The sequence below is a fragment of the Duganella sp. HH101 genome (genome assembly GCF_001758795.1).
In the GTDB taxonomy this organism is placed as follows: Bacteria; Pseudomonadota; Gammaproteobacteria; order Burkholderiales; family Burkholderiaceae_D; genus Rugamonas; species Rugamonas rivuli.
Map to the genome: position 1 here is coordinate 288,119 of NZ_LRON01000004.1, position 24,366 is coordinate 312,484.

17 protein-coding genes are annotated in these 24,366 nt (G+C 63.4%); 9 read left to right on the forward strand and 8 right to left on the reverse strand.

All coding sequences use genetic code 11. From position 1 onward, the window contains the following. Positions 1 to 27: 27 nt before the first annotated feature. From DUGA2_RS08840 to fdnG, 3 genes are read right to left on the reverse strand one after another with little or no spacing between them, the layout of a single operon-like run. Entirely contained in the window at positions 28 to 681 is a 654-nt protein-coding gene (locus DUGA2_RS08840; protein WP_070268840.1) for a formate dehydrogenase subunit gamma, read from the reverse strand. After that, positions 678 to 1,592, reverse strand: coding sequence for a formate dehydrogenase subunit beta (fdxH, locus tag DUGA2_RS08845; RefSeq protein WP_070268843.1), 915 nt, complete (start codon positions 1,590 to 1,592; stop codon positions 678 to 680). Before fdxH ends, DUGA2_RS08840 begins: the two co-directional genes overlap by 4 nt. A gap of 19 nt (positions 1,593 to 1,611) precedes the next feature. Continuing rightward, on the reverse strand, positions 1,612 to 4,683 hold the full coding sequence (fdnG, locus tag DUGA2_RS08850) for a formate dehydrogenase-N subunit alpha (protein ID WP_083296259.1): 3,072 nt from the start codon (positions 4,681 to 4,683) through the stop codon (positions 1,612 to 1,614). Positions 4,684 to 4,901: 218 nt separating this feature from the next. On the opposite strand from fdnG, the gene DUGA2_RS08860 reads away from it, so the two are divergent. From DUGA2_RS08860 to DUGA2_RS08870, 3 genes are read left to right on the forward strand one after another with little or no spacing between them, the layout of a single operon-like run. Then, positions 4,902 to 5,396, forward strand: coding sequence for a nuclear transport factor 2 family protein (locus DUGA2_RS08860; protein WP_070268848.1), 495 nt, complete (start codon positions 4,902 to 4,904; stop codon positions 5,394 to 5,396). A gap of 42 nt (positions 5,397 to 5,438) precedes the next feature. After that, complete coding sequence (locus DUGA2_RS08865) at positions 5,439 to 6,506, forward strand: sensor histidine kinase (RefSeq protein ID WP_229214641.1); 1,068 nt, start codon at positions 5,439 to 5,441, stop codon at positions 6,504 to 6,506. After that, complete coding sequence (locus DUGA2_RS08870; RefSeq protein ID WP_070268852.1) at positions 6,503 to 7,270, forward strand: LytTR family DNA-binding domain-containing protein; 768 nt, start codon at positions 6,503 to 6,505, stop codon at positions 7,268 to 7,270. Before DUGA2_RS08865 ends, DUGA2_RS08870 begins: the two co-directional genes overlap by 4 nt. Here DUGA2_RS08870 and DUGA2_RS08875 read toward each other — a convergent pair whose 3' ends face one another. From DUGA2_RS08875 to DUGA2_RS08895, 5 genes are all read right to left on the reverse strand, one after another. Then, positions 7,271 to 8,830 carry a histidine-type phosphatase gene (locus DUGA2_RS08875; RefSeq protein ID WP_070268854.1) on the reverse strand — a complete coding sequence of 520 codons (1,560 nt, stop codon included), beginning with the start codon at positions 8,828 to 8,830 and terminating at the stop codon, positions 7,271 to 7,273. Between the two features lie 3 nt (positions 8,831 to 8,833). Next, positions 8,834 to 10,912, reverse strand: coding sequence for a TonB-dependent siderophore receptor (locus DUGA2_RS08880; protein ID WP_229214642.1), 2,079 nt, complete (start codon positions 10,910 to 10,912; stop codon positions 8,834 to 8,836). Between the two features lie 137 nt (positions 10,913 to 11,049). Next, positions 11,050 to 11,958 carry a carbohydrate kinase gene (locus DUGA2_RS08885; RefSeq protein ID WP_070268858.1) on the reverse strand — a complete coding sequence of 303 codons (909 nt, stop codon included), beginning with the start codon at positions 11,956 to 11,958 and terminating at the stop codon, positions 11,050 to 11,052. A gap of 1 nt (position 11,959) precedes the next feature. Next, entirely contained in the window at positions 11,960 to 13,168 is a 1,209-nt protein-coding gene (locus DUGA2_RS08890) for an AGE family epimerase/isomerase (RefSeq protein WP_210402541.1), read from the reverse strand. 2 nt (positions 13,169 to 13,170) lie between these two features. Beyond that, entirely contained in the window at positions 13,171 to 14,214 is a 1,044-nt protein-coding gene (locus DUGA2_RS08895; protein ID WP_070268862.1) for a LacI family DNA-binding transcriptional regulator, read from the reverse strand. A gap of 410 nt (positions 14,215 to 14,624) precedes the next feature. Between DUGA2_RS08895 and DUGA2_RS08900 the strand changes: the two genes are divergently transcribed. The 6 genes from DUGA2_RS08900 (at position 14,625) to DUGA2_RS08925 (ending at position 24,355) form a co-directional block, all read left to right on the forward strand. Beyond that, positions 14,625 to 15,875: an ABC transporter substrate-binding protein gene (locus tag DUGA2_RS08900; protein WP_070268863.1), complete on the forward strand. Its 1,251-nt coding sequence runs from the start codon at positions 14,625 to 14,627 to the stop codon at positions 15,873 to 15,875. Between the two features lie 101 nt (positions 15,876 to 15,976). Then, positions 15,977 to 16,903: a carbohydrate ABC transporter permease gene (locus DUGA2_RS08905; protein WP_070268865.1), complete on the forward strand. Its 927-nt coding sequence runs from the start codon at positions 15,977 to 15,979 to the stop codon at positions 16,901 to 16,903. A 10-nt stretch (positions 16,904 to 16,913) separates the two neighbouring features. Then, positions 16,914 to 17,780 (forward strand): carbohydrate ABC transporter permease, encoded by an 867-nt coding sequence (locus DUGA2_RS08910; RefSeq protein ID WP_070268867.1) that lies wholly within the window; start codon positions 16,914 to 16,916, stop codon positions 17,778 to 17,780. A gap of 24 nt (positions 17,781 to 17,804) precedes the next feature. Continuing rightward, positions 17,805 to 18,944 (forward strand): ABC transporter ATP-binding protein, encoded by a 1,140-nt coding sequence (locus DUGA2_RS08915; RefSeq protein ID WP_070268868.1) that lies wholly within the window; start codon positions 17,805 to 17,807, stop codon positions 18,942 to 18,944. A 38-nt stretch (positions 18,945 to 18,982) separates the two neighbouring features. Continuing rightward, positions 18,983 to 21,613 carry a TonB-dependent receptor gene (locus tag DUGA2_RS08920; RefSeq protein WP_070268871.1) on the forward strand — a complete coding sequence of 877 codons (2,631 nt, stop codon included), beginning with the start codon at positions 18,983 to 18,985 and terminating at the stop codon, positions 21,611 to 21,613. Between the two features lie 93 nt (positions 21,614 to 21,706). After that, positions 21,707 to 24,355 (forward strand): TonB-dependent receptor, encoded by a 2,649-nt coding sequence (locus DUGA2_RS08925; RefSeq protein WP_229214643.1) that lies wholly within the window; start codon positions 21,707 to 21,709, stop codon positions 24,353 to 24,355. The last annotated feature ends 11 nt before the right edge of the window (positions 24,356 to 24,366 follow it).

Genomic DNA, 24,366 nt, shown 5'->3' on the forward strand with positions numbered 1-24,366 from the left:
AGACTATTCTAATCCTAAATTGCTGAGCTAATCACGCGATTTGCGGGCGACCTCCTCAAACCAGCGAGGATGATGTTTTCGCGCCCATCCATAGGTGACGGTGCCGCGCACCATGGCGCCGATCGAGCCCTTGACCCACAGGCCGGCGTAGATGTGCACGACGATGGAGCAGATGATGACGAAGGCGCAGAACGCGTGCAGCAGCGCGGCGAAGCGCACGATCTCGATGGGGAAGTAGAACGCAAAATATGCGCGCCAGATCACCACGCCCGACAGCAGCAGCCCGCACATGCAGAAGATCAGCACATAGAACAGCAGCTTTTGTCCCGCGTTGTAGCGGCCTACCTTGGGCAGCTTGTCCTCGCGGTTGTTGACGACGTCGCCGATCTGCTCCAGCCACTGCTTGTCGCCCGGCTCGAACCGGTTGTGATGCCAGAAACGCAGCACCAGCAGCGCGAACGACACGAACATCACCAGTCCGATAAACGGATGCAGGATGCGGGTCCATTGGCCGCCGCCCAGGAACACCGCCATCCACGCCGTCGCCGGATGGAACATCGCCAGCCCGGACACCGCCAGCAGGATGAAGCAGATGGCGGTGATCCAGTGGTTGCTGCGCTCATTCGGCGTGTAGCGTTCGATCAGGGGATTGCCGTCCTTGTCGCGATTTGGCGTGTTCATTTTTCGCTCTCCCGGATACGGTTGGCCTCATGCAGCGCCTCGGCTTCCTCGTCCTTGCTGACCTCATTCGGCCCCACGCGCGAGTAATGGAACCAGCCTGCCAGCGCGGTGACGGCGATGCCGGCCAGCGCCAGTGGCTTGGTCAAACCCTTCCACAGGCCGACCATGGGGCTGATGCTCGGATTGGCCTTCAGGCCGTGGTAGAGGCCCGGCTGGTCCGCATGGTGCAGCACATACATCACGTGGGTGCCGCCGACGCCGGCCGGATCATACAGGCCGGCGTTGGCGTAGCCGCGCGACTTCAGGTCTTCGATGCGTTCGGCGGCATGGTCCTTCATGTCCTCCTTGGTGCCGAAGACGATGGCGCCGGTGGGGCAGGTCTTGACGCAGGCCGGCTCCTGGCCCACGGCCACGCGGTCCGAACAGAGCGTGCACTTGTAGGCGCGGTCGTCCTTCTTGGAGATGCGCGGCACGTCGAACGGACAGCCGGCCACGCAGTAGCCGCAGCCGATGCAGTTCTCCTGGTGGAAGTCGACGATGCCGTTGGTGTACTGGACGATGGCGCCCGGCGCGGGGCATGCCTTGAGGCAGCCCGGATCCTCGCAGTGCATGCAGCCGTCTTTGCGTATCAGCCATTCAAGGTTGCCGTCGTTGGTTTCGTGTTCCGAGAAGCGCATCACGGTCCACGACTGCGGCGACAGGTCGATGGGGTTGTCGTACACGCCGGTGGTCTCGCCGATGTCGTCGCGCAGGTCGTTCCATTCCATGCAGGCGGTCTGGCAGGCCTTGCAGCCTATGCACTTCGACACGTCGATCAGTTTGGCGACGGTGCCGGTGACAGGCGTGCGCGCCACCGGCTCCTGCACCGTCGTCGCCGACATGCGCTTGATATCAAGGGATTGTAGTGCCATGGCTATTCTCCTCGGGCCGTCATGCTTTTTCCACTTTCACCAGGAAGGACTTGAATTCCGGTGTCTGTGAATTGCCGTCACCAACCGTCGGCGTGAGGGTGTTGATCAAGTAGCCCGGTTTGGTGACTCCCTTGAACCCGAAGTGTATCGGCAGCCCGACCTGGTGGGTCTTCTTGCCGTCGATGATGAGCGCCTTGATGCGTTTGGTGACAACCGCCTTCGCCACGATATGGCCACGCTTGGAGCTGACCTTGACGCGGTCGCCGTGCGCCACGCCGAGCTCCTTGCCCAGCTCCTCGCCGATCTCGACGAACTGCTCCGGCTGGATGATGGCGTTCAGGCGCGCATGCTTGGTCCAGTAGTGGAAGTGCTCCGTCAGGCGGTAGCTGGTGGCCACGTGCGGGAACTCCGCGACCTTGCCCAGCTTGGCCCTGTCGTTCGGGAACATGCGGCCGGCCGGGTTGCTGGTGGCGCGCGGGTTCGTCGGGTGCAGCGGGTTGTGGCCGATCGGCGTTTCGAACGGCTCGTAGTGCTCGGGGAACGGACCCTCGGCCATGGCGTCGCGCGAGAAAAAGCGCGCCACGCCCTCGGCCAGCATGATGAAGGGGCCCATGCCGTTCTCCGGCGGCTCGTCGGCCTTGAAGTCGGGGATGTCCGGCCCGGCCCAGTTGGTGCCGTTCCAGCCTATCAGCTTGCGGGTGGGATCCCACGGCTTGCCTTTCGGGTCGCAGGAGGCGCGGTTGTACAGGATGCGGCGGTTGGCCGGCCAAGCCCAGGCCCAGTTCAGCGTCTGGCCGATGCCGCTCGGGTCGGAGTTGTCGCGCCGTCCCATCTGGTTGCCGGCCGCAGTCCAGCAACCGGCGAAGATCCAGCAACCGCAGGCCGTGCTGCCGTCGTCGCGCAACTGCGCGAAGCCGGCGACCTGCTCGTTCTTCTTCAGGATCACCTTGGTGGGATCCTTCGGATCGGTGAGCTCCTTGAGCGCCTTGCCGTTGTACTCCATCGCCAGTTCTTCAGGCGTCGGGCTGTATGGCTTGGCGTAAGGCCAGGTCAGGTTGACGATAGGATCGGGGAACTTGCCGCCGTCGGCCTGGTAGGCTTTTTTGATGCGCAGGAAGATGCCGGACATGATCTCCAGGTCGCTCTTCGTTTGCCCCGGGCCGTCCGCGCCTTGCCAGTGCCATTGCAGCACGCGCGAAGAGCTGACCAGCGAACCGCGTTCCTCGGCGAAGCAGGTGGTCGGCAGGCGGAACACCTCGGTCTGGATCTTGGTTGGATCGACTTTATGGAACTCGCCGAACGGACGCCAGAACTCCGCCGTCTCCACGGCCAGCGGGTCCATCACCACCAGGAACTTCAGCTTGGACAAGGCTTCCGTGATCTTCTGCTTGTCCGGCGCCGAGGCCAGGATGTTGAAGCCCTGGCAGATGTAGCCGTTCATCTTCCCTTGATGCATCAGCTCAAACGCCTGCATCATGTCGTAGGGCTTGTCCAGCTTGGGCAGGTAGTCGAAGGCGTAGTTGTTTTCCTCCGTGGCCGCATCGCCCCACCAGCACTTCATGAAGCTGACCAGGAATTTCTTCGCATTGCTGTAGTAGCTGAGCTGATTCGGACGCAAAGGCTTGAGCGCGCGCTTGGCGGCGTAGGCCTCGAAGTCCTGCTCCGCCTCGCCGGGCAGCGTCAGGTAGCCGGGCAGCATATTGGTCAGCAGCCCCAGGTCGGTCAGGCCCTGGATGTTGGAGTGGCCGCGCAGCGCGTTCATGCCGCCGCCGGCTATGCCGATGTTCCCCAGCAGGAGCTGCACCATGGCGCCGGTGCGCAGCGTTTCCGCGCCGGTGGAGTGCTGCGTCCAGCCCAGCGCATACAGGATGGTGGCGGCGCGGCCCGGAACGGCGGTCGACGCCAGCATCTCGGCGACCTTGTGGAATTTTTCCGGCGGCACGCCGCAGGCTTTCTCCACCATGTCCGGCGTGTAGCGCGAGTAGTGCTTCTTCATCAGCTGGTACACGCAGCGCGGATGTTCGAGCGTGGGATCGATCTTGGCAAAACCGTCGTCGCCCATCTCGTAGTTCCAGCTGCTCTTGTCCGTGTACTTGCCGGCCTTTTCGTCGTAGCCCGAATACAGGCCGTCGTTAAAGGCGAAGTCCTCGCGCACGATGAAGGGCATGTCCGTGTAATTGCGGACGTACTCGTGCTGGATCTTGTCGTTCGTGAGCAGGTAGTTGATGATCCCGCCGAGGAAGACGATGTCCGCGCCCGTGCGGGTAGGGACGTAGTAGTCCGCCACCGAAGCGGTGCGGGTAAAGCGCGGATCGACCACGATCAACTTGGCGCCGCGATGCGCCTTCGCTTCCGTGACCCACTTGAAGCCGCAAGGGTGTGCTTCAGCTGCGTTGCCGCCCATGACCAGGATGACATCGGCGTTCTTGATGTCCACCCAGTGATTCGTCATCGCACCACGTCCAAATGTCGAGGCAAGACCTGCCACCGTCGGACCGTGTCATACGCGTGCTTGATTGTCGAATGCGAGCATGCCCAGACTGCGCATGGTTTTGTGGGTCAGGTAGCCTACCTCGTTGGTGCTGGCCGACGCGCACAGCATGCCGGTGGTGGTCCAGCGGTTGACGGTCTTGCCGTCCGCCGTCTTGTCGATGAAGTTGGCGTCGCGATCGGCCTTCATCAACTTGGCGATGCGGGTCAGCGCGTCATCCCACGACATCTTGCTCCATTCGGTCGCGCCGGGTGCGCGGTACTCGGGCACCAGCAGGCGGTTTTCGGAGTGGATGAAATCGATGAGGCTCGCGCCCTTGGGGCACAGCGTGCCGCGGTTGACCGGATGGTCGGCATCGCCCTCGATGTGGATGATGCTGGCCTTGGCGTTCTTGGCGCCGTCGCCCAGACCGTACATGAGTATCCCGCAGCCCACGGAGCAGTAGGGGCAGGTGTTGCGGGTTTCGGTGCTGCGCGCCAGCTTGTACTGCCGGACTTCGGCCAGGGCCGTTGCCGGCGCAAAGCCGAGGAGCGCGATGCTCGAACCCGCGATGGTTGCGCCAGTCACCCGAAGGAACTGACGCCTGGTCATCTGGTTCATGGGGGAAGCCTCTCATAATATGAAAAGACCTACCAAGTCTATCACTATAAAAAAGAGACCCTCGTAACGAATTGAATCAGATGTTGCGTTTACGACAGTAATTAGTTTCTTTGTGGCCACACCGTTTCGCCGCAATCCCTGCACGGCCCGGCGCATTCCGCTCGACCGGAGGGCCCCCGGATGCTTATTGTGATGTTTTTACTCACATTGGAGCTTACATGCGCCTACTGCCTTCCCTCGTTTTTGCCGCCATCATGGCCGCATTGTCTGCCACGCCCGTGCGCGCCGCCGACACCGGGCATGACGCCGACGTGGCCGCGATACGCCAGGTCGTGCAGCAATTCCAGTCCGCCATCGTCGCCCACGACGGCAAAACCCTGGGCGGCCTGTTCCTGGCGGAGCATGATAGTTGGTTGTCGGTATTCGACACCCCGACCTGGAAGGTGGTCAAGGCGGAGAAGCCGGCGGCACGCAAGGTGATGCGGTCGAGCTGGCAGAAGTTCGCGGAATTCATCCAGACTTCCAAGGGGGCGGTCGAGGAGCGCTTCTACGACGTGCGCATCGATACGAATGGCGCCGTGGGCTCGGTGTACTTCAACTTTGATTTCCTCTCCGATGGAAAGGTCAGCAACCGTGGCAGCGAGAGCTGGCAGATGGTGCAGACCGAAGATGGATGGAAGATCAGCTCAATGCTGTACTCGATCGGCGACTGACGCGCTAGAATCGCTGGTTTCCCCTTTTTTTGGACGCCCCGCGTGAAAGAACCCAGCCCACAACTCATCGCCTTCCTTGCAGCGCTGCCGGTCGCCGTCTGCATGGCGATTCTCGGTCTGCCGGCGCTCGGCCATGGCAACGCCGTCGCCTTCCGCAGCCTGTACTTCGTTGCGTGCATGGCGTGGATCGCGCCGTTGGCCCAGTTGCAGCGGATCCTGTGGCGTCGCGAGAGTTCGTTGATGTTCACGGCCGTGGTCTTGCTGGCGGCGAGTTATGCGATGTCGATCGCGAACGCGCTGGCGGGGCAGCGCCTGGAGATTGGGCTTGGGCTGGCAACTGGGTATAGCTGGCCCGACCTGGTACGTGGCCTGGACGGTTGCTGGCTCGCGCTGATCGCTTTCTGCGCCGTGCATGCGGTGGCGGTTTACTACCTGTCGCTGCAACGCACCCGGCTACACCTCGCGCAGGCCCTGGCGCACGCGCGGGACGCGGAGCTGCGCGCCTTGCGCTTGCAGGTGAATCCGCACTTCCTTTTCAATACGCTGAACGCGATTTCGGCGCTGGTCTCCGCCGGGGCCGACCGCGAGGCCACGCGCATGATCAGCCGCGTGGCCGACTTTCTGCGCGCTACCCTTGTGCATGACGGTCGCCATGAACACGCGCTGGCAGAGGAGTTGGCGCTGATCGAAGCCTACCTCGACATCGAACAGGCGCGACTCGGCGATCGCCTGCGGGTGACGATGACGGCCGGCCCCGACGTGCTGGATGCGGCGGTTCCCTACCTGCTGCTGCAGCCGCTGGTGGAGAATGCGATCCGCCACGGCATCGCGCCGCTGGCCACGGCGGGCCGGCTCGACATCCGCGTAGAACATAGCGGCGCCCACCTCGCGATTGAATTGCTCAACGACGGACGCCGGCCCGCGTCGGATGGGGCCAGCGGAGCAGGTATCGGCCTGGCCAACGTGGCCGAGCGCCTGCGCCACCTGTACGGCGGAGAGCACCGGTTCGACGCCGGCTGGCGCGATGAACGCAGTTTTCATGTGCGCCTGACGCTCCCGTTGCGACCGATGGCCGCATCCGCGCCCGCCGCCTTGCGGGCCGCGGCATGAAGCCCGTTCCGATCAGCGTCGCGATCGTCGACGACGAACCGCTGGCGCGGCTCGCGCTCAAGACCCGGCTGGCGCGCCGGCCTGGCTTCGAGCTGGTTGCGGAATATGGCGATGGCGACTCTGCCGTTCAGGGGCTGGCAGAGCTGCGTCCGGACCTGGTGTTCGTCGATGTCGAAATGCCGGGCCGTAGCGGCCTGGAGGTACTGCGCGCGCTGCCCGGCGACCGCAGGCCGATGGCGATTCTGGTGACGGCCTACGACAGCTTCGCGCTGCATGCCTTCGATCTGGCGGCGCTCGACTATTTGCTCAAGCCAGTCGACGACGACCGCTTCGACGAGGCGTTGGACCGCGCACGCCGGGCCTTCCCCTGGCGCCGGCAGAACGACGCCCCTGTATTGGTGTCGGTTCCCTGGACGCGCACATTTACGGTAAAAGCCGGAACGCGCACGGTACTGGTGAGGGCCGGCGACGTCGAGCGCATCGAAGCGGATGGCGACTACGCGACGCTGTACGCGGACGGCAAGACGCATATGGTGCGCGAGCCGTTGCATCAGTTGGCGATGCAGCTCGACCCCTTGCAGTTTCAACGCGTACACCGCTCGGCGATCGTGCGCATCGACATGGTCGTCGAACTGCGAGCGCTGACGAACCGGGACGCCTTGCTGCGCCTGCGCGACGGCAGCCTGCTACGTGCAAGCCGCACTTACATGCCGGCGCTGCTGGAGGCACTTGAGCGCCACGACACCCATGCCGTCAACTCCTGATTAATTCGGCAGATAGCAGGCGCGCAGGCTGGCGTAGTCGTAGTAATGGCTGGCCGGAGCGATCCTTGCATGGTCGCAGCTGCGCTTGAAGTCCGTTTCCTTCTCGTTGTACAGCATGCGCACCAGCGTGCGGCCCTGGTCGTTGGCGTAGACATCCCACTGGATGTTGGCCGCCATTGGCGCGACCAAGTCGCCGCGCCAGTTGCTGTTGCTGTAGCTGTAGGTCGTGGCGCGCGGCAGCGGCTCGGACATGCCGGGCAGGCCGAGTATGGCCGCCATCGGGATGACGATTTCGGCGTGGGCGAAGCGCAGCTTGGCGGCGTGCGACAGATTACCCTTGGCGACGGCGTCCACCTCGCTGAAAAAATCGTCCAGCAGCGTTTGCGCCATGCGGTAATTGACGCCGCCGTTTTCGGCGATGCCGGGGCCCTTGGCGTAGAAGGCGATGGCGTCCTCCGTCGCGGCGAACACTGCGGCCTGCTGCGCGGGCATGTAGCGTGTGAAGTCGGCTTTCAGTTCGGCCTTCATATCGGCGGCGGCCGCGTACAGGTCGTACAGCGCTTGCGCGGCGTCGACGGCTGATTTGATTTCGGTGTCGCCGTCGCCGGTCAGCTTGTTGGTGAACTTGCCGTCGGCGCTGGTGTAGCTGTAGGTGCCGGTATTGGCTGCGCTGTAGCGGCCTTGGTCCAGGCCCGCGACGAAGGCTGGCGTGAACAGGCGTTCCAGCACCGCCCTGGCGGCGGCGGACACCTGTGGTTGCGCCAGCAAGGCGGCTTCGCGCGCACGCAGTTCATCGCTCTTCGCCCATGCCTGGTATTGCTGGCTGGCCTGGTAGGTCGCATACAGCGGATCGCTGCTGTCCGCCACCAGGTCCTGCTTTGCGCTCAGCTTGTGGAAGTAGAGCAGGAAGCGATCGGTGCCGGCAGGGCGGCTGTCGTGATTTGCTTCCGCGCGCGGCGCCAGCGATGGCGGGCGCACGATCATCGCTTGCAGATTCGGTTGTTGCGCCACCAGCGAGCCGGCGAAGTAATCGCCGCTGTCGACGGCGCGGTCCTTGCCGGAAGTGACGAGCAGGATCTGGCGCGGCGGCCCGCTCGCATTGCCGCTTGCGGCGCCGGCGGCGTCGCGGAACAGCTGCGGCAGGCGTCGCACCATGCGCTCGGCCAGCTGCTTGTGCTCCGTCACGCCCTGCATGGTCTCGTTGCCATAGCCAGGCCGGGTGATGCCGGCCACGCCGTAGCCCAGCAACGCGTTGGCCTTCATCATCTGCTGCAGGTCGTCGCCGAGTTGCGCGCCCAGCGGCGTCAGGGCCTTTCCCTTGGAGGCCAACTGCCAAAGGTTGTACAGCGCCAGGTCGGTCTTCATGTTGCTCAAGCCGCGCGACCCATGCCGCGCCAGCAGCTGGGTGTAGATGGCGCGGTAGCCTTGCGGTGCGGCTTCATAGCTGGCGCTGGCCTGCTGCGGTTGATACGGCGTCTTGGTTTGATAATACTGCTCGCTGGACGCGTTCGACAGCAACAGGGATAGCGCGGCGCCGGCCGCAAGGCGTGGTGGTTTCATACCTTAGAAGTCTACCCGAACATTCACGCTGGCGGTGCGCGGCGAGCCGACGTTCAGGTAGTTCTCCTGGTAGTAGGTCCAGTACTTGCGGTTGGCGATGTTCGAGATGTTGGCGCGCACGCTGACCATCTTGCCGAAGTAGCGGTGACGGTAGTTGAAGCCCGCGTCGAACAGGGTGTAGGCCGGCAGCGTGTTGGCGTTGGCCGCGTCCATAGGCAGCTCGCCCAGATACTGGGTGCCTGCGTGCAGGGCCAGGCCTGGCAGCACTTCACGCCAGGTCGCCTGCACCGACACCTGGCGGCGCGGGGCGCCGACGGCGCGCTTGCCGGTGTAGGCCGGGGCGGCGTTTTCCAGTTTTGCGTCCAGCAGCATCAAGCCGCCTTCGATCGACAGGTTTTTCGCAGCCTGCACCACGGTGTTGAATTCCACGCCCTGGTACTTGGATTCGCCGTCCGCCACGTAGATGTTGGCCGCGTTGGTGTACTGCGCGCCGCGCTTGATGTGGAACAGCGCCGCGCTGGCGTTCCAGAAGCTGCGCTCCGTCTTGATGCCGACTTCCGCCTGCTTGCTCTTCAGCGGCGCGAAGGTCTGGTTGGCGTTGACGGTGGAAGTCGGCGCGCTGGAGGCCTGCTCCATCGCCTCGACGTAGCTGCCATAGACGGTGGTGTCGGCGGCCGGCTTGTACATCAGCGCCACGGTCGGCGTAGTGCGCTGCGCCGGGTAGTTGGCGATGACCACGCCCTTGGTGGAATAGGCGTTGTCGTTATAGCGGGTGTAGCGCGCACCGGCCAGCACCGACCAGTTGTCGGTCAGTTTCACGGTGTCGCTGGCGAAGGCCGCTTCCTGGCGGGTGGCTTCGTCGCGGTAGGTGCCGCCGCTCCAGTTGATGCTGTCGACGTTGATGATGGTCGGCGCGTACAGGTTGCCGGTGCCCAGGTAGGTCTTGGGCGTGACGGCCGAGGAGGTCGACGACAGGTTTTGCGACGTGACGCCGGCGACGATTTCATGCGCCAGGCCGAAGGCGTTGACCTTGCCCTCGAAGCTGGCCTGCGCCTGGTCGAAGTGGTAGCCGTGCAGCTCGGAGGTGACGCGGTCCTTGTAGTCGCCCTTGTTGCTGGTGATGTAGTACTGGTCCTTCTTGTAGACGCGGGTCGAGTTCGAGGTGCGGTACGACAGGTTCGCCATCCATTCAGGGCTCAGGCGGTATTCCATGCCGACGGTGGAGAGCGCGAATTCGACATCGCTGCCCGCGCCCACGCTATTGAGTTTGCTGTCGCCGGCGATAGGCGAAGGCACTACGAACGATGGCGAGATCACGACGTCGGTGCCGCCCACGCTACGGCGGCGCTGATAGATCGCATCGTAGGTGATCGCCACGTCGCGGTTGACGCGCCACTCCAGGTTCAGGCCCGCCGCGTTGCGTTTGATGGAGCCGCTTTCTTCCTGAACGCCGCCGTCTTCATGCAGCAGGTTCAGGCGATATCCGAAGTCGCCTTCCTGACCCATGCGGCCGCCCATGTCGATATGTTCCTTGATCGCGCCGCCTTCCTGGTAGCCCAGCGCTGCGCTGAAGCTCTTGTCGGTGGTAGGGCGCTTGCTGACGTAGTTGACGATGCCGCCCGGCGAACCGAAGCCGTACATAAAGCCGGTCAGGCCTTTCAACACTTCCACGCTCTCGAACATCTCCAGCGGCATTTCGGTGCCGCGGTTGACGTTGGCCAGGCCGTTGACCTTGTAGCCGTTCAGGTCATCGAGGCGCAGGCCGCGCATCTGGATGGTGGCCGGGTGGGTGCTGATCGGCGGGCTGATGGCCGTCACCGAGGCGTCGTACTTCAGCACTTCGGAGATGCTGGTGGCCAGGCGGTCTTCGATCTCGTCGCTGCTGACGGCCTTGGTGGAGAAGGGTGTATCCAGTTCCGACTTGCGGCCCAGTGCACCGCCGCTGACGCTGTCGCCCAGTTTTTTCTTTTCCACCGTCGCCTTGATGACGACCTTGGACAGCGCGCCTTCGGCGCTATCTTCGGCGGCGAAAGCTGCGCCGTGCAATGCGCACAGGCCGGCGGCCGCGAGGGCCAGTTGCAAACGGGATCGGACGAACGGAGTAGTCGGGAACATGAGAACCTAAGGAAGATGGACAATGGATGGCATATAAAGAGCCCGCAATCTTATCGGGCTCGTATGACAACCGTATGACGGCGTCCCTGTCTCTTCCCCGGGTTTTACTTGATCAGCGCTTCGATCTGCGCCAGCGACGGTGGCGATGCGCCGGGCGCCATGCAGGCGGCGGCGCCCGCCGCCACCGTGAACTGCAAATGCTGTGCAGGCTGATGCTGCGGTCGATGCATCATGCTCCACGCCAGCGCGGCGATGCTGGCGTCGCCCGCGCCGACGGTGTCGGCCACGGTGATGGACGGCGCCGGCAGATGCCAGGCGACGTCGCCGATGTGCAGCGATGCGCCGTCGCCGCCCTTGGTGTACAGGCAGGTGGCGGCCGGGTTCCAGCTGCGCAGCGTGGCGAAGGCCTGGTCGATGTCGTAGGTGCGGAACAAGCCTTCGAGATCCTCTTCCGACACCTTGATCACGTCCGCCAGTTCGGTCATACGGCGTAGCGTGGCGTCGTAGCGCTGGTCCATCAGCAGGCGGTAATTGGGATCGTAGCTGATGCGCACGCCGTCCCGCTTGAGCTGCTCGGCCAGCGCCACCAGCTTGTCCGCCAGCGGCTGGCGGGCCAGGCTGATGCCGCCGAAGTGCGCCCACTTGCAGTGCGCGCGCCAGCCTTGCGGCAGCGCCGCCGCGTCGAACTGCAGGTCGGCGCTGTCGTCGCCGACGAAGAAGTAGGCCGGTGGATCGGTGCGGTGCACGATCGCCAGCAGCGGCGATTTGTCGTAGCGCTGCAGGAAGCGCAGGTCCAGCCGGGCGGCCTCGCTGGCCTGCCACAACGCGTCGCCGAAGACGTCGCGGCTGATGGCGCCGGCGAAGGCGGTCTGCGTGTCCAGTTTGGCCATGGCGCGCGCCACGTTCCAGGTCGAACCGCCGGTTTGGCTCAGCCACTGGCGCTGCGCCGGGTCTTGCACGATCATGTCGGTCAGCGCTTCGCCCGCCGCCACGAAGATGGGAAATGCTGTCATCTCAATCCTTCAATACGTTCAGTACTTCGTAGCACGCGCCCATGGTGTGGTAGTCCACCTTGCCGGCCGGGCTTTTCTCGTCGGTCAGCTTGCTGTTGTCTGTGCCCAGGATGCGGTACCACGCGCCGTAGCGGTGGTCGACGAAATGCTCCCAGCTGTACGCCCAGATCTTGTCGTACCAGGTCCAGTAGCGGGTCTGGCCGGTGCGCGCGGCCAGCAGCGCGGCGGCGGCCAGGCTTTCGGCCTGCACCCAGAAGTATTTGAGATCGTCGCAGATGCTGCCGTCCGGCGCGAAGCCGTAGTAGACGCCGCCATGCTCATGGTCCCAGGCCTTGGCCAGCGCCGTGTCGAACAATTCGGCGGCGCGCGGCAGCAGCCAGTTGGTGCCGCCTGCGAGGTGTTCGCCGTGGCGCTCCAGCAGCAGCAACAGCTTGGCCCATTCGGTCAGGTGGCCCGGCTGATAACCCCATGGACGGAAGATGTTGCTCTTGTCGTGGCGGTTGTATTCGGTATCGACCGACCAGTCGGCGTGGTAGTGCTCCCAAACCAGGTTGCCGGACAGCGCGGCCTGGCGTTGCGTGATGTTGCGGGCCAGCGTTTCCGCCCGCAGCAGGTAGGCGCGTTCGCCGGTCGCTTCGAAGGCGGCGATCAGCGCTTCGCAGGCGTGCATATTGGCGTTCTGGCCGCGGTAGGGCGACAGGTAGGACCAATCGGAACTGGCTTCGTCCGCATACAGGCCGTGGGCGGACTGCCAGAAGCGCAGCTCCATCAGCGCGTAGGTCTCGGCGATCCACTCGCGGGCCTGGGATTCGCCCGCCATCAGCGCGTGGCTGTAGGCCAGCAGCACGAAGGCCAGGCCGTAGCAGTGGTTGGTGCCGTCGGTGACGGTGCCGCTGCCGTTGTTCCAGTCCAGCTGCCAGGCGTAGCCGCCGGTGGCCGGGTTGCGGTGGGCGTCGCGCAGGAAGGCCAGCGCATGGCGCAGGCGCTGCTGGTCCGCCGCCTCGCCGAACTGGCGCCACGCCATCGCGTAGGTGAACACGAAGCGCGTGCTGCTCACCACGTGGCGGGTGTGCTTGTCGTAGACGGTGCCGTCGTCTTTGTAGAAGTGATAGAAGCCGCCGCTGGGGTCCACGCAACGCGGATCGTAGAACTGCTTGGTGTGGCGGATGTGGTCCAGCAGGGTGCCGCGGGACTGGAAATCTGGGGCCATCGTCAGGTCCATTTAGGGGTTGCGGGAGTCTTCGGGCGCCAGCCTTCGACCACGGTGCTGGCGCGTACGATCAGCTCCACCGGCGCGATCTTTTCCACCGGGCCCGCCAACTGGCCTTGCAGCAGCAGCTCCACGCCCAGTGCGCCCAGCGCCTTCTTGTCGATGCGCAGCGTCGTCAACGGACGGTGTCCCAGCACGGCGGTGGCGATATCGTCGAAGCCCACGATGGCCATGTCGTGCGGGACCTTCAGGCCCTTGGCCAGGCAGCAGCGCATCGCCACCAGGGCGGCGCTGTCGTTGTAGCAGAACACGGCGTCGGGCGGATGGGGCAGGGACAGCAGCTGCTCCATCGCTTCCCATGCGCCGGTTTCGAGATCGACGCCATCGGGCAGGCCGGCTTCCAGGCGCGGGTCGGCCAGTATGCCTTCCTCGAACAGCGCCTGGCGGTAGCCGCGTGCGCGCTCGCGGATGCTGTAGTGCGACAGCGGGCCGGAGATCAGGCCCACGCGGGTGCGGCCTGCGTCGATCAGGTGTTTGGTGGCCAGGTAGCCGCCCATCATATTGTCCGGGTTGACGGAGCTGTAGCCGCGCAGCTTCATGTCGATCAGCACCAGCTGCTTGCCGGTGGAGCGCAACGCTTCCAGCGTCTCCGGTTCGAAGAAGCCGGCGCAGACGATGCCGTCCGGCGCGTGCATGCGTATCTGGTCGATCAGGCCGTCCGCCGGGCCGACCGCCATGAACGACAGCACGATGCCCTGTTTGCGGCAGGCTTCCTCGGCGCCGTGCAACACCGGCGAGTAGAACGGGCTGCTGGATGCGGTGTTGTGCTGGCGGTGCAGCAGGAAGGTCAGGCGGCGCAGTCGTTTCGGGCGCAGTTTGCAGAAGTCGTAGCCGAGTTCCCGCGCTGCCTCCAGCACCATCTGGCGCGTGGCTTCGGTCAATCCCGGTTCGTTCTTCAACGCGCGCGAAATCGTCCCGGCGGACACCCCGGCGACGCGGGCGATATCCCTGATCGTCACTGCGACGTCTTTGGTGGCTTGGTCCATCTTGTCTCCATTATTTTTCGAGAAGTCTGCATCAGCGTCCTGCCAGGGTCAAACGACTTGGCGGCTTAGGTGAAAAGTTTAGCGCAGGTTTACTAAACACGGCTTTATCTGCTGATCGCGGCCGCTTTGCCTCCTTCCTGCAACAGGCGCCACAACAGTTTTGTTAAGTTTTGTAAGCATTTCTTGCGAAGCCTTGCACAGTGCTGCGCCAACCCGGGGCGTGGACCCCGTTGCGGCCCCTTCAGCGGTAAGGAAATGTAATCCGGCGCCTGTAAGGTAAAAAATAATTCCAATAAAATCAACGGCTTGCGATATTAATTCCAAGGTGCAACTAACTCTCTTGTCACAGAAAAGCCAATGCTAGAATAAATTCATCGTTGTAAATAAAGCTACGCAAAAAGGACTTAACCATGCAAGTACGCCGGATTGTTCGTAACGCTCTGTTGACCGCCATGTTTTCCGCGCCGGCCGCGCAGGCAGGCACCCTGGTGATCGAAAGCTGGCGCGTCGACGACAAGACGCTATGGGAAAAGGTATTGCTGCCGGCCTTCGAGAAAAGTAATCCCGGCATCGAAGTGAAGTTCGCACCGACCGCGCCGACCGAATACGATTCCAGCCTGGCCGCGCGCCTGGCCGGCGGCACGGCCGGCGACTTGATCGCCTGCCGCCCGTTCGACGTATCGCTGTCGCTGTACAAGAAGGGGCACCTGGAAAAACTGGACGGCAAAGCGGGCATGCAGAACTTCGCGCCCACGTCGACGGTCGCCTGGCAGACCGACGACGCCAAGGACACCTTCTGCATGCCGGTGGCCTCCGTGATCCACGGTTTTTTGTTCAACAAGAAGATCTTCAAGAAACTGAACCTGCAGCCGCCGAAAACGGTGGATGAATTTTTCGCGGTGCTGGAAGCGCTGAAGAAGGGCGGCGTAGCGCCGCTGGCGCTGGGCACGGCCGACCAGTGGGAATCGAGCCAAATGGTTTATACCAATATCGGCCCGAACTTCTGGCGCGGCGAGGAAGGCCGCAAAGCGCTGATCGCCGGCAAAGCCAGGCTGACCGACGCTCCCTTCGTCGAGGCCTTGCAGTTCGAGCAGCGCATGGGCACTTATCTGAGCAAGGGCGCCAGCGCCCAGACCTACGGCGACAGTCAGAACCAGTTCGCGCTGGGCCGCGCGGCGATCTACCCGACCGGCTCGTGGGACATCTCGTACTTCGGCCAGACGCCGGGGCTGGAGCTGGGCGCGTTTCCGCCGCCGGTGCGCAAGGCGGGCGATCCGTGCTTCATCTCCGACCACATGGACATCGGCATCGGCATCAACAAGAAATCGCGCAACAAGGACGACGCCTTCAAATTCCTGGCCTGGGTGGGCTCGCAGGAGTTCGCGGACATCTACACCAACCGCGTGACCGGCTTCTTCTCGCTGTCGAACCACCTGATCGCGGTGCGCGACCCGGTGGCCAAGCAGATGGCGGAATGGCGCAGCACCTGCGCCTCGACCATCCGTTTCAACGCCCAGGTGCTGAATCGCGGTCAACCGAGCATGGAGAGCGAACTGTGGAACGTCAACGCACAGGTATTGAACGGCAAGCTGGCGCCCAAGGACGCCGCGGCCAAGCTGCAAAACGGATTTGCGAAGTGGTACAAGCCACAGCAAAAGTAGTATCACACCAATCCCTCCCCCTGATTGTGTGATTCCTTTGGCCGGCGCCGGGCGCGGCGCCGGCTCTTTTTTTGCCCGAATTCTGAATTCCGGAGGTTTATTTGAAACATGCGGTTAATACGGTGCGGCCCTGGCAGCTGCTGCTGTTCCTGGCGCCGGCGGTGCTGATCTATTCCCTGTTCAGCGCACTGCCGCTGGTGCAGACGCTGGGACAGGGCTTCTTCAGCGCGGACGACAGCGGCAAGACCGTCTTCGTCGGCCTGGAGAACTTCCGCACCATCCTGCTCGATCCCGACTGGTCGGCCGGCTTCTGGAACGCGATGGCCAACAACGCCAAGTTCTTCTGCATCCATATGCTGCTGCAAAACCCCGTCGGCCTGCTGCTGGCGACGTTGTTTAGCTTGAAAGGGCTGCGCGGCGCCCGTACCTACCGCACGCTGATCTTTTTGCCGACGCTGCTGTCGGTGGTGATCATCGGCTTTATCTGGCAGCTGATCCTGTCGCCGCTGTGGGGCGTGGGTGAAAAGCTGATGGGCTTTGCCGGCCTGGCCGACTGGTTCGCGCCGTGGATGGGCCAGGAGGAAACCGCGCTGGCGACGCTGTCGATGATCTCGGTGTGGCAGTACATCGGCATGCCGATGATGCTGATCTACGCCGCACTGCTGGCGGTGCCGGAGGAAATCGTCGAAGCGGCGCACGTGGAGGGCGCCGGCGCGCTGCGCATCTTCTGGCAGATCAAGCTGCCGTTGATCTATCCGACTTTGGGCCTGGTGACGATACTGACCTTTGTCGCCAACTTCAACGCTTTTGACCTGATCTACTCGATCAAGGGCGCGCTGGCCGGGCCGAATTATTCGACCGATATCCTGGGCACGCTGTTCTACCGGACCTTCTTCGGCTACCAGGCGCAGGTCGGCAATGCCTACCTGGGTTCCGCTGTCGCCACGCTGATGTTCCTGGTGATCCTGGCCGGCGTGGGGGTTTATTTCGTCGGTGTCCAGCGCAGGCTGACCCGCTTCGCACTGTGAGGGCCGCGCCATGACCGCTATCGCCATGAATCCACCCGTACCGCTGGCCGCCCGCTTCGACCTGGGCCGCCTGATGGTGCACGCCGCGCTGATCGCCTACACCGTGCTGGCGCTGTTCCCGATCGCGCTGATCCTGATTAACTCGGTCAAGAGCCGCGCCGCCATCTTCGACGATCCGCTGGCGCTGCCGACGATGGAGTCGCTGACCTTCATCGGCTTCCAGAAAGTCCTGGCCAGCACCAACTTCCTGCTCTACTTCGGCAACAGCCTGTATGTGACCCTGCTGGCGCTGCTGTGCATCGTGCTGTTCGGCGCGATGGCGGCATGGGCGCTGTCGGAATACAGCTTCATGGGCAACCGCGTGCTGACGCTGTTCCTGGCCCTCGGCATCATGATCCCGATCCGCCTCGGCACCGTGGCGATCCTGGAGCTGATGGTCAAGCTGGAGCTGGTCAACACGCTGGCCGCGCTGATCCTGGTTTACACGGCGCAGGGCCTGCCGCTGGCGGTCATGATCCTGTCTGAATTCATGCGCCAGGTGCCGTCGGAACTGAAGGATGCGGCGCGCTGCGACGGCGTCGGCGAGGTGCGCATCTTCTTCCAGGTGGTGCTGCCGCTGATACGGCCGGCGATTGCGACGGTGGCGGTGTTCACCATGATCCCGGCCTGGAACGATCTGTGGTTCCCGCTGATCCTGGCGCCGTCCGACCGCACCAAGACCGTCACGCTGGGCGTGCAGCAGTTCATCGGCCAGTACGTCACCGACTGGAATTCCGTGCTGGCGGCGCTGTCGCTGGCGGTGATACCGATGCTGATTTTGTACGCGCTGTTTTCGCGCCAGTTGATCCGCGGCCTGACGGCCGGCGCGGTCAAGTAACCCAATAACTGAAAGAGGAATGTAATGGCAAGTGTCAGCCTGAAGCAGCTGCGTAAATCCTACGATGGCAAGACCGATGTCCTGGCCGGAATCGACCTGGATATCGCGCACGGCGAGTTCGTGGTGCTGGTCGGCCCTTCCGGCTGCGGCAAATCGACGCTGCTGCGGATGCTGTGCGGCCTGGAGAGCATCACCGCCGGCAGCATGTCCATCGGCGACGAGGTGGTCAACCACCTGCCGCCGGCCGAACGCGGCATCGCCATGGTGTTCCAGAGCTACGCGCTGTATCCGCACATGACGGTGTTCCAGAACATGGCCTTCGGCCTGAAGGTGGCCGGGCAGGGCAAGGCGGCGATCAAGGAGCGCATCGCCCGCGCCGCCGCTACGCTGAAGATCGAGCATCTGCTGGAGCGCCTGCCGCGCGAGCTGTCCGGCGGCCAGCGGCAGCGGGTGGCCATCGGCCGCGCCATCGTGCGCGAACCGCGCCTGTTCCTGTTCGACGAACCGCTGTCCAACCTGGACGCCGCGCTGCGCGTGCAGACCCGCCTGGAGATCGCCAAGCTGCACCGCCAGCTGGACGCCACCATCGTCTACGTCACGCACGACCAGGTCGAGGCGATGACGCTGGGCGACAAGATCGTCGTCATGCACGAAGGGCAGATCCAGCAGGCCGGCACGCCGCTGGACCTGTACCAGCAGCCGCGCAACCTGTTCGTGGCGAGCTTTATCGGCTCGCCGAAGATGAACCTGATGGCGGGCACCATCGCCGAGGCGGGCCCCGGCGGCGTGCTGGTGCTGCTGCCCAGCGGCGAGTCGGTGCGCGCCTATGTCGATGGCAGCGGCCTGCGCATCGGCACAAAGGTAACGCTGGGCCTGCGCGCCGAACATATCAGCGAATCGCGCGCCGGTTCGGAAGTTTTCAAAGGCGAGGTCAGTGTGGTCGAACACCTGGGCGAAGCCAATTACATCTACGTCAGTCGTGAGGGTGGAGAAGACGTGGTGATACGCGGAGACGGCGAACGTCATGTCGAGATCGGACAGTCCATCGTCTTTTCGGCCGACAGCACCGCCTTCCACGTGTTTGACGAAGGGGGACAGGCGCTACGACGCCTGCGTCCGGGGAATATGGTTTCGGCCGCGCGCGGCATGATGCGCAGCGTCTGAGATCTATGCGGTTCACATTTTCAAACAAGGAGAATTGAATGACTAAGCCGGTATTTAAGAAAAAACTACTACCTAACTTGATCGCGCTGGCGCTGAGCGGCGGCTTTGCGCACCATGCCTATGCGGCCGATCCAGTGGCGGCCGAAGCGGCGCAGGCCAGCGATGCGGTACCCGCTGGCGATACCGCAACCGTTGAGGTGCGCGGCATCCGCGAGCGTCTGAAGCGCAACCTGGCCGAGAAGCGCGATTCCGGCAACGTCATCGACACCGTGACTGCCGAGGAAGTCGGCAAGTTCCCCGACAAGAACGTGGCCGACTCGCTGCAGCGCGTGCCGGGCATCTCCGTGGACCGCACCTGGGGCGAGGGCCGCGACATCTTCGTGCGCGGCACCGACAAGAACCTGAACCTGACGCAGTTGAACGGCCAGGCCGTCGCTTCGGGCTACTGGTGGAAGAACGATTCGCAGAGCCGTGGCTTCAACTACGACATCCTGGCCTCGGAACTGGTTGGAAGCATCGACGTGTACAAAAGCCCGTCGGCCGACCTGGACGAGGGCAGCATCGGTGGCCTGGTCATCGTCAAGACCCGCAAGCCGTTCCAACTGAAGCCGCTGGTGGCGCAGGTGTCGGCGGAAGCGACCTACAGCAAGCTGCCGAAGAAGACCGATCCGCAGCTTTCCGGTTTGCTGAGCTGGACCAACGAGCAGAAGACCTTCGGCGCACTGGTCGCGCTGAGCCGCCAGCAGCGCACCATGCGCCGCGACGGCCTGGAAAACTTCACCGATTCGACCAAGTACAACATCGTCGACCAGAACGGCGTCGTCACGCCGGGCGCTTATGCGTCGTGGGGCGGCGGCTCGGCCATCTTCCGCCAGGACCGCAAGCGCACCACAGGCGACATCACGCTGCAGGCCCGCCCGAACGCCAACACGGACCTCTCGCTGAACTACATGAACTCGGACATGAGCATGGACAACAGCAACCAGAACTACCTGTGGGAAGCGGGCGGCCTGGCGGACAAGAAGGGCAATATCGCCGTCACCAATCCGAAGTTCATCACCACCTCCGACGGCACCAAGGCGCTGGTTGGCGGCACCGTCGGCCCGACGGGCGGCGTGTCGTTCGAGCCTATCTTCCGCCAGTCCTACGTGAAGTCGGAAGTGCTGGACCTGGAAGGCACCTACGACGCGGACAATTGGAAATTCCACGGCCAGGCCGGCACCACCAAGGGCTCCGGCGGCAGCGACCATGACCGCAACTTCTGGTTCGTCGGGAATACCCGCACCACCTTCAACATCGCGCCGGACACCTATGAGGTCAAGTACCATGACATCAATCCGCTCGACCCGACCAAGCTGGTCCTGCAAAATTCGCGCGACTGGATACGTCGCATGGAGACCAAGGAGAACTACGCGCAGGGCGACCTGACGCTGGACCTGAACAACGGTTTCCTCAAGTCGGTCAAGGTGGGCGCCAAGTTCCGCGACACCACGGTGCAGAACCATCGCACCATCGGCACCGACGGTCCTGGCAACGCGGGCTGGCAGTCGTTCACGCTGGCCGACTTGTCGACCGGTGCATCGCCGCTGTTGAGCCAGAAGGCCGCCAATCCTGGATCACTGACCCAGTATGCGTGGGTGGATGATGGCCTGGCTTATTCCAAGGGCTTCCCGATGTACGACAAGGGCATGGTCTACGCGGAAGCGATCGGCGAGTACTACAAGATCAAGGAGAAAATCTACGCGACCTATGCGCGCGCGGACTTCGCCTTCGGCCAATGGCGCGGCGACTTCGGCGCCCGCATCGTCAAGACCGACCAGAACTCCGAGGCGTTTCAGCCTGTGGCGGGAAGCAGCGGCTACACGCTGGCGAACGTCAGCCGCAGCTACACCGATGTGCTGCCCAACCTGAACGCGGTCTACACCGTCAACAAGGACTTGCTGGTGCGCGGCGCCGTGGCGCGTGTGATGGCGCGTAACACCTACAGCGATTTGAGCGCCAGTACGGAAATCAGCGGCACCACCAACGCCGCCACCTCCGGCAATCCGTTGCTCAAGCCCTACCACGCCAACCAGGCGGAGATCGGCGCCGAGTGGTACTACGCCGATGCGTCGCTGCTGTCGGCGACCCTGTTTGCGAAGAAGCTGGACACCTTCATCTACACGCAAACGACGCAGGAAAACGTGGCCGGTGTGATGCGTCCGGTGACTCGGCCGTACAACGCCAACAACGGCGAAACGGTCAACGGCCTGGAACTGCAATGGCAGCAAGCCTTCAGCAGCGGCTTCGGCGCCATCGTCAACTACACCTACACCGACGCCAAGACCGGCGCCAATGCAGGTGGCGTGAAGCTGAACGTGGTGGGCAACTCGCGCAACCAGGCCAATATCACCGGCTTCTTCGAGAAGAACGGCTACAGCGCGCGGCTGTCGTACAACTACCGCTCCAAGGCTTACGGTGCGCTCGATGAGGGCGGACAGGACGTGACCAGCGCCTACGGCCAGTGGGATGCGTCGGCAAGCTGGGATATCACGCCGAAGGTCAGCCTGTACTTCACGGCGGTGAACATCACCAATGAAGTCATCCGCACCAATACAACGGATGGTTTGCCGGTGGGTGTGTATGAAAACGGTGCGCGCTACAGCGTTGGCTTGAAAGCCAAGTTCTAAAAAAGCTGAGCGGAATGCTGGGTAGATGGCGGGATAAATAACGTTTTAATCGGGAGAGCAATGATGTCGCATCAAAGTACCAATAAAAAGTTAATGAGTCTCGCCATCGCCAGCGCCTGCGCTTGCATGGCCGGCGGCGCGGCGGCGCAGCAGCAAGAAGGTGGCGATACGTCGGCCATCGCCACCAAGGACCAGGTGGCGGAGGTCAAGGTGACGGCGACGCGCCATTCCACGTCGCTGCTCAAGACGCCGGTGGCGGTAACGGCGGTGACGCAGGAGGCATTGAGCCGCGACGGCATCACCGACGTGCGCGGCTTGAGCGGCCAGATCCCCAACCTGCAACTGGGGACGTCGAACGACGGCAGCGGCGGGGTGCAGATCGCGATCCGGGGCGTGAGCAGCTCCGACTTCACGGAGATCGGCAACCCGGCCGTGGGCCTGCACGTGGCGGGCCTGTACCAGCCGCGCCCCCAGGCTGCGCTGGCGCTGATGTTCGACCTGGATCAGGTCGAGGTGCTGCGCGGTCCGCAGGGCACGCTGTTCGGTCGTAACTCGACCGGCGGAAGCATCAACATCATCCCGGCCAAGCCGGAATTCGGCAGCAGCTACGGCACCGTCGAGGCGGATGTCGGCAACTACCGCGGACGCCAGATATCGGCGGTGCAGAACATCCCGGTCAATGACAGTTTCGCGATGCGCGTCACGGCGATGAAGATCAAGCGCGACGGCTACATCAACCAGCAGCAGGATTTCTACGCGGCGGATTTCCCGGCGCTGGGCATCGTGCCTGCGCGCGACGCCGCCGGCAAGATCATTCCGGACGTCGACCAGCGCTTCAACCAGAAGGTCGGCGCCGACAAGTTCTACACCAACAAGGATGAATACGCGGCGCGCTTGCAGGCGCGCTGGAAAATCCGGCCGGACCTGGACTGGCGGCTGACCTACGAGAAGTACCAGAACAACGGCGCGGGCGACCTGCCGATCAAGGATTGCGAACAGGCGGCCGGCACGCCCTACGCCTGCACCGGCGGGCAGTGGGACGTGAAGGTCAACGTGCCGGGTGTGATGGATATGACCATCGATACCGTGCGCAGCGGCCTGGTATGGGACTTGAACCCGTCCACCACCATCGAATACAACGCCTCGTGGTCGAGCCAGAAGCGGCGCGAGATCCAGGACAGCGACAGCGGCTACCAGCCCATCGAGAGCGAGCTGGCCACGCGGCCTGGCACATCTCCGTTTAACGACTTCGCCACCTACACCACTGCTTCGAAGTACGTCTCCACCGTCCATGAGCTGCAACTGCGCGGCAAGTACGACCGCCTGCGCTACGTGGCCGGCCTGTTCTGGATGCACGAGAAGAACATGATCGACTACGCGCAGGATTACCTCGGCGCTTCGTGGGGCACTTACGGCTTCCCGGCCGAGTCGTATTTCTATCACCAGGCCGACCGCCAGTCCGATTCCAAGGCCATCTTCGCGCAGGCCGACTGGGAGTTCGCGCCGACCTGGAACCTGACCGTGGGCGGCCGCATGACCCGCGACACCCGCAAGGATGTCGGCGGCCAGTACTGGGACACGGCGTTCTCGGACGATCCTGCGATCTACTTCAAGGGACTGCACAATCCCGGCACGCCGGGAACGCCCGGCTTCGTTCCGTTCAACAGCTCGGACCTGAAGCCCGGCATGGGCGGCTACTACGGCGCGGCCGGTTTCGATTCGTCCATCCATCCGGTGATCAGCGACGATTCGGCGTCGTGGAAGAAGTTTACGTGGCGCCTGGGCCTGAGCCGCCAGCTGACGCCGCGCGACCTGGTGTACACCTCGCTGTCGACCGGCTACAAGGCCGGTGGCTTCAGCGACAAGGAGGACATCTGTCGCACCGGCTTGAACGGCAATTGCGCCGGCATGACGCCGGGGCCGCACTACACCAACATGCCGTGGAACCCGGAGACGCTGACGAACTTCGAGCTTGGATACAAGGGCCGGCTGCTGAACAACAAGCTGACTTTCTCGGCCACGGCGTTCTACAGCCGCTACAAGGACATGCAGCTGACCGGCGGCGTCACCGTCGGCAAGATCATTCCCAAGGTGCCGTGCACCGTCACCAATCCTTACTGCGACAGCGTGGTCATTTACGGCACGCAGAATGCGGCGCAGGCGAATATCTCCGGCCTGGAGATCGAGGGCGAGTACAAGCCCTGGCCTGGTTCGCACATCGGCTATTCGTACTCGCACCTGAAGGCGGTCATCAAGTCCTATCCGACCTATAGCGAGGATGGCTCGATCAGCTGTAATATCCGCGAGAAGTACGGCGCTCCGCCTTGCGTCGCGTACGAGGGCACAGATCCGCTGTTCGCCGGTAAATTCCCCTTGAATATCGCGGGCAACCGCCTGCCGTATGCACCGGCCAATACGCTGAACCTGAATGTGTCGCAGGATTTTGAGATTGGCGAATACACGCTGACGCCATGGATTTCGGCGCGCTGGCAGGACAAGATGTACTTCTCGCTGCGGAATCTGGATAATCCCCACATCTCCGATGCGCAGAAAGCCTACACCACGGTCGATGCGGCGCTCAAGCTGGTTTCGCCGAACGGAAAATGGCATGTGGAGGCTTATGTGAAAAACTGGGGGCAGACGCTGGCGAAGAACTATGCAAGCGTGGTGGATCCCGGCTATGTAACGGCATCCTATAATGACCCGCGCATCTACGGCATCCGTTTTGGCGCGACCTGGTAAATGAAAAGGAA

What these genes read in the sequence shown, in the direction of transcription:
- DUGA2_RS08900 (WP_070268863.1), top strand. Translation starts at nt 14,625, where the DNA reads ATGCAAGTACGCCGGATTGTTCGTAACGCTCTGTTGACCGCCATGTTT.
- fdxH (WP_070268843.1), bottom strand. Translation starts at nt 1,592, where the DNA reads ATGGCACTACAATCCCTTGATATCAAGCGCATGTCGGCGACGACGGTG.
- DUGA2_RS08870 (WP_070268852.1), top strand. Translation starts at nt 6,503, where the DNA reads ATGAAGCCCGTTCCGATCAGCGTCGCGATCGTCGACGACGAACCGCTG.
- DUGA2_RS08890 (WP_210402541.1), bottom strand. Translation starts at nt 13,168, where the DNA reads ATGGCCCCAGATTTCCAGTCCCGCGGCACCCTGCTGGACCACATCCGC.
- DUGA2_RS08915 (WP_070268868.1), top strand. Translation starts at nt 17,805, where the DNA reads ATGGCAAGTGTCAGCCTGAAGCAGCTGCGTAAATCCTACGATGGCAAG.
- DUGA2_RS08875 (WP_070268854.1), bottom strand. Translation starts at nt 8,830, where the DNA reads ATGAAACCACCACGCCTTGCGGCCGGCGCCGCGCTATCCCTGTTGCTG.
- DUGA2_RS08885 (WP_070268858.1), bottom strand. Translation starts at nt 11,958, where the DNA reads ATGACAGCATTTCCCATCTTCGTGGCGGCGGGCGAAGCGCTGACCGAC.
- DUGA2_RS08860 (WP_070268848.1), top strand. Translation starts at nt 4,902, where the DNA reads ATGCGCCTACTGCCTTCCCTCGTTTTTGCCGCCATCATGGCCGCATTG.
- DUGA2_RS08895 (WP_070268862.1), bottom strand. Translation starts at nt 14,214, where the DNA reads ATGGACCAAGCCACCAAAGACGTCGCAGTGACGATCAGGGATATCGCC.
- DUGA2_RS08920 (WP_070268871.1), top strand. Translation starts at nt 18,983, where the DNA reads ATGACTAAGCCGGTATTTAAGAAAAAACTACTACCTAACTTGATCGCG.
- DUGA2_RS08840 (WP_070268840.1), bottom strand. Translation starts at nt 681, where the DNA reads ATGAACACGCCAAATCGCGACAAGGACGGCAATCCCCTGATCGAACGC.
- DUGA2_RS08910 (WP_070268867.1), top strand. Translation starts at nt 16,914, where the DNA reads ATGACCGCTATCGCCATGAATCCACCCGTACCGCTGGCCGCCCGCTTC.
- DUGA2_RS08925 (WP_229214643.1), top strand. Translation starts at nt 21,707, where the DNA reads ATGAGTCTCGCCATCGCCAGCGCCTGCGCTTGCATGGCCGGCGGCGCG.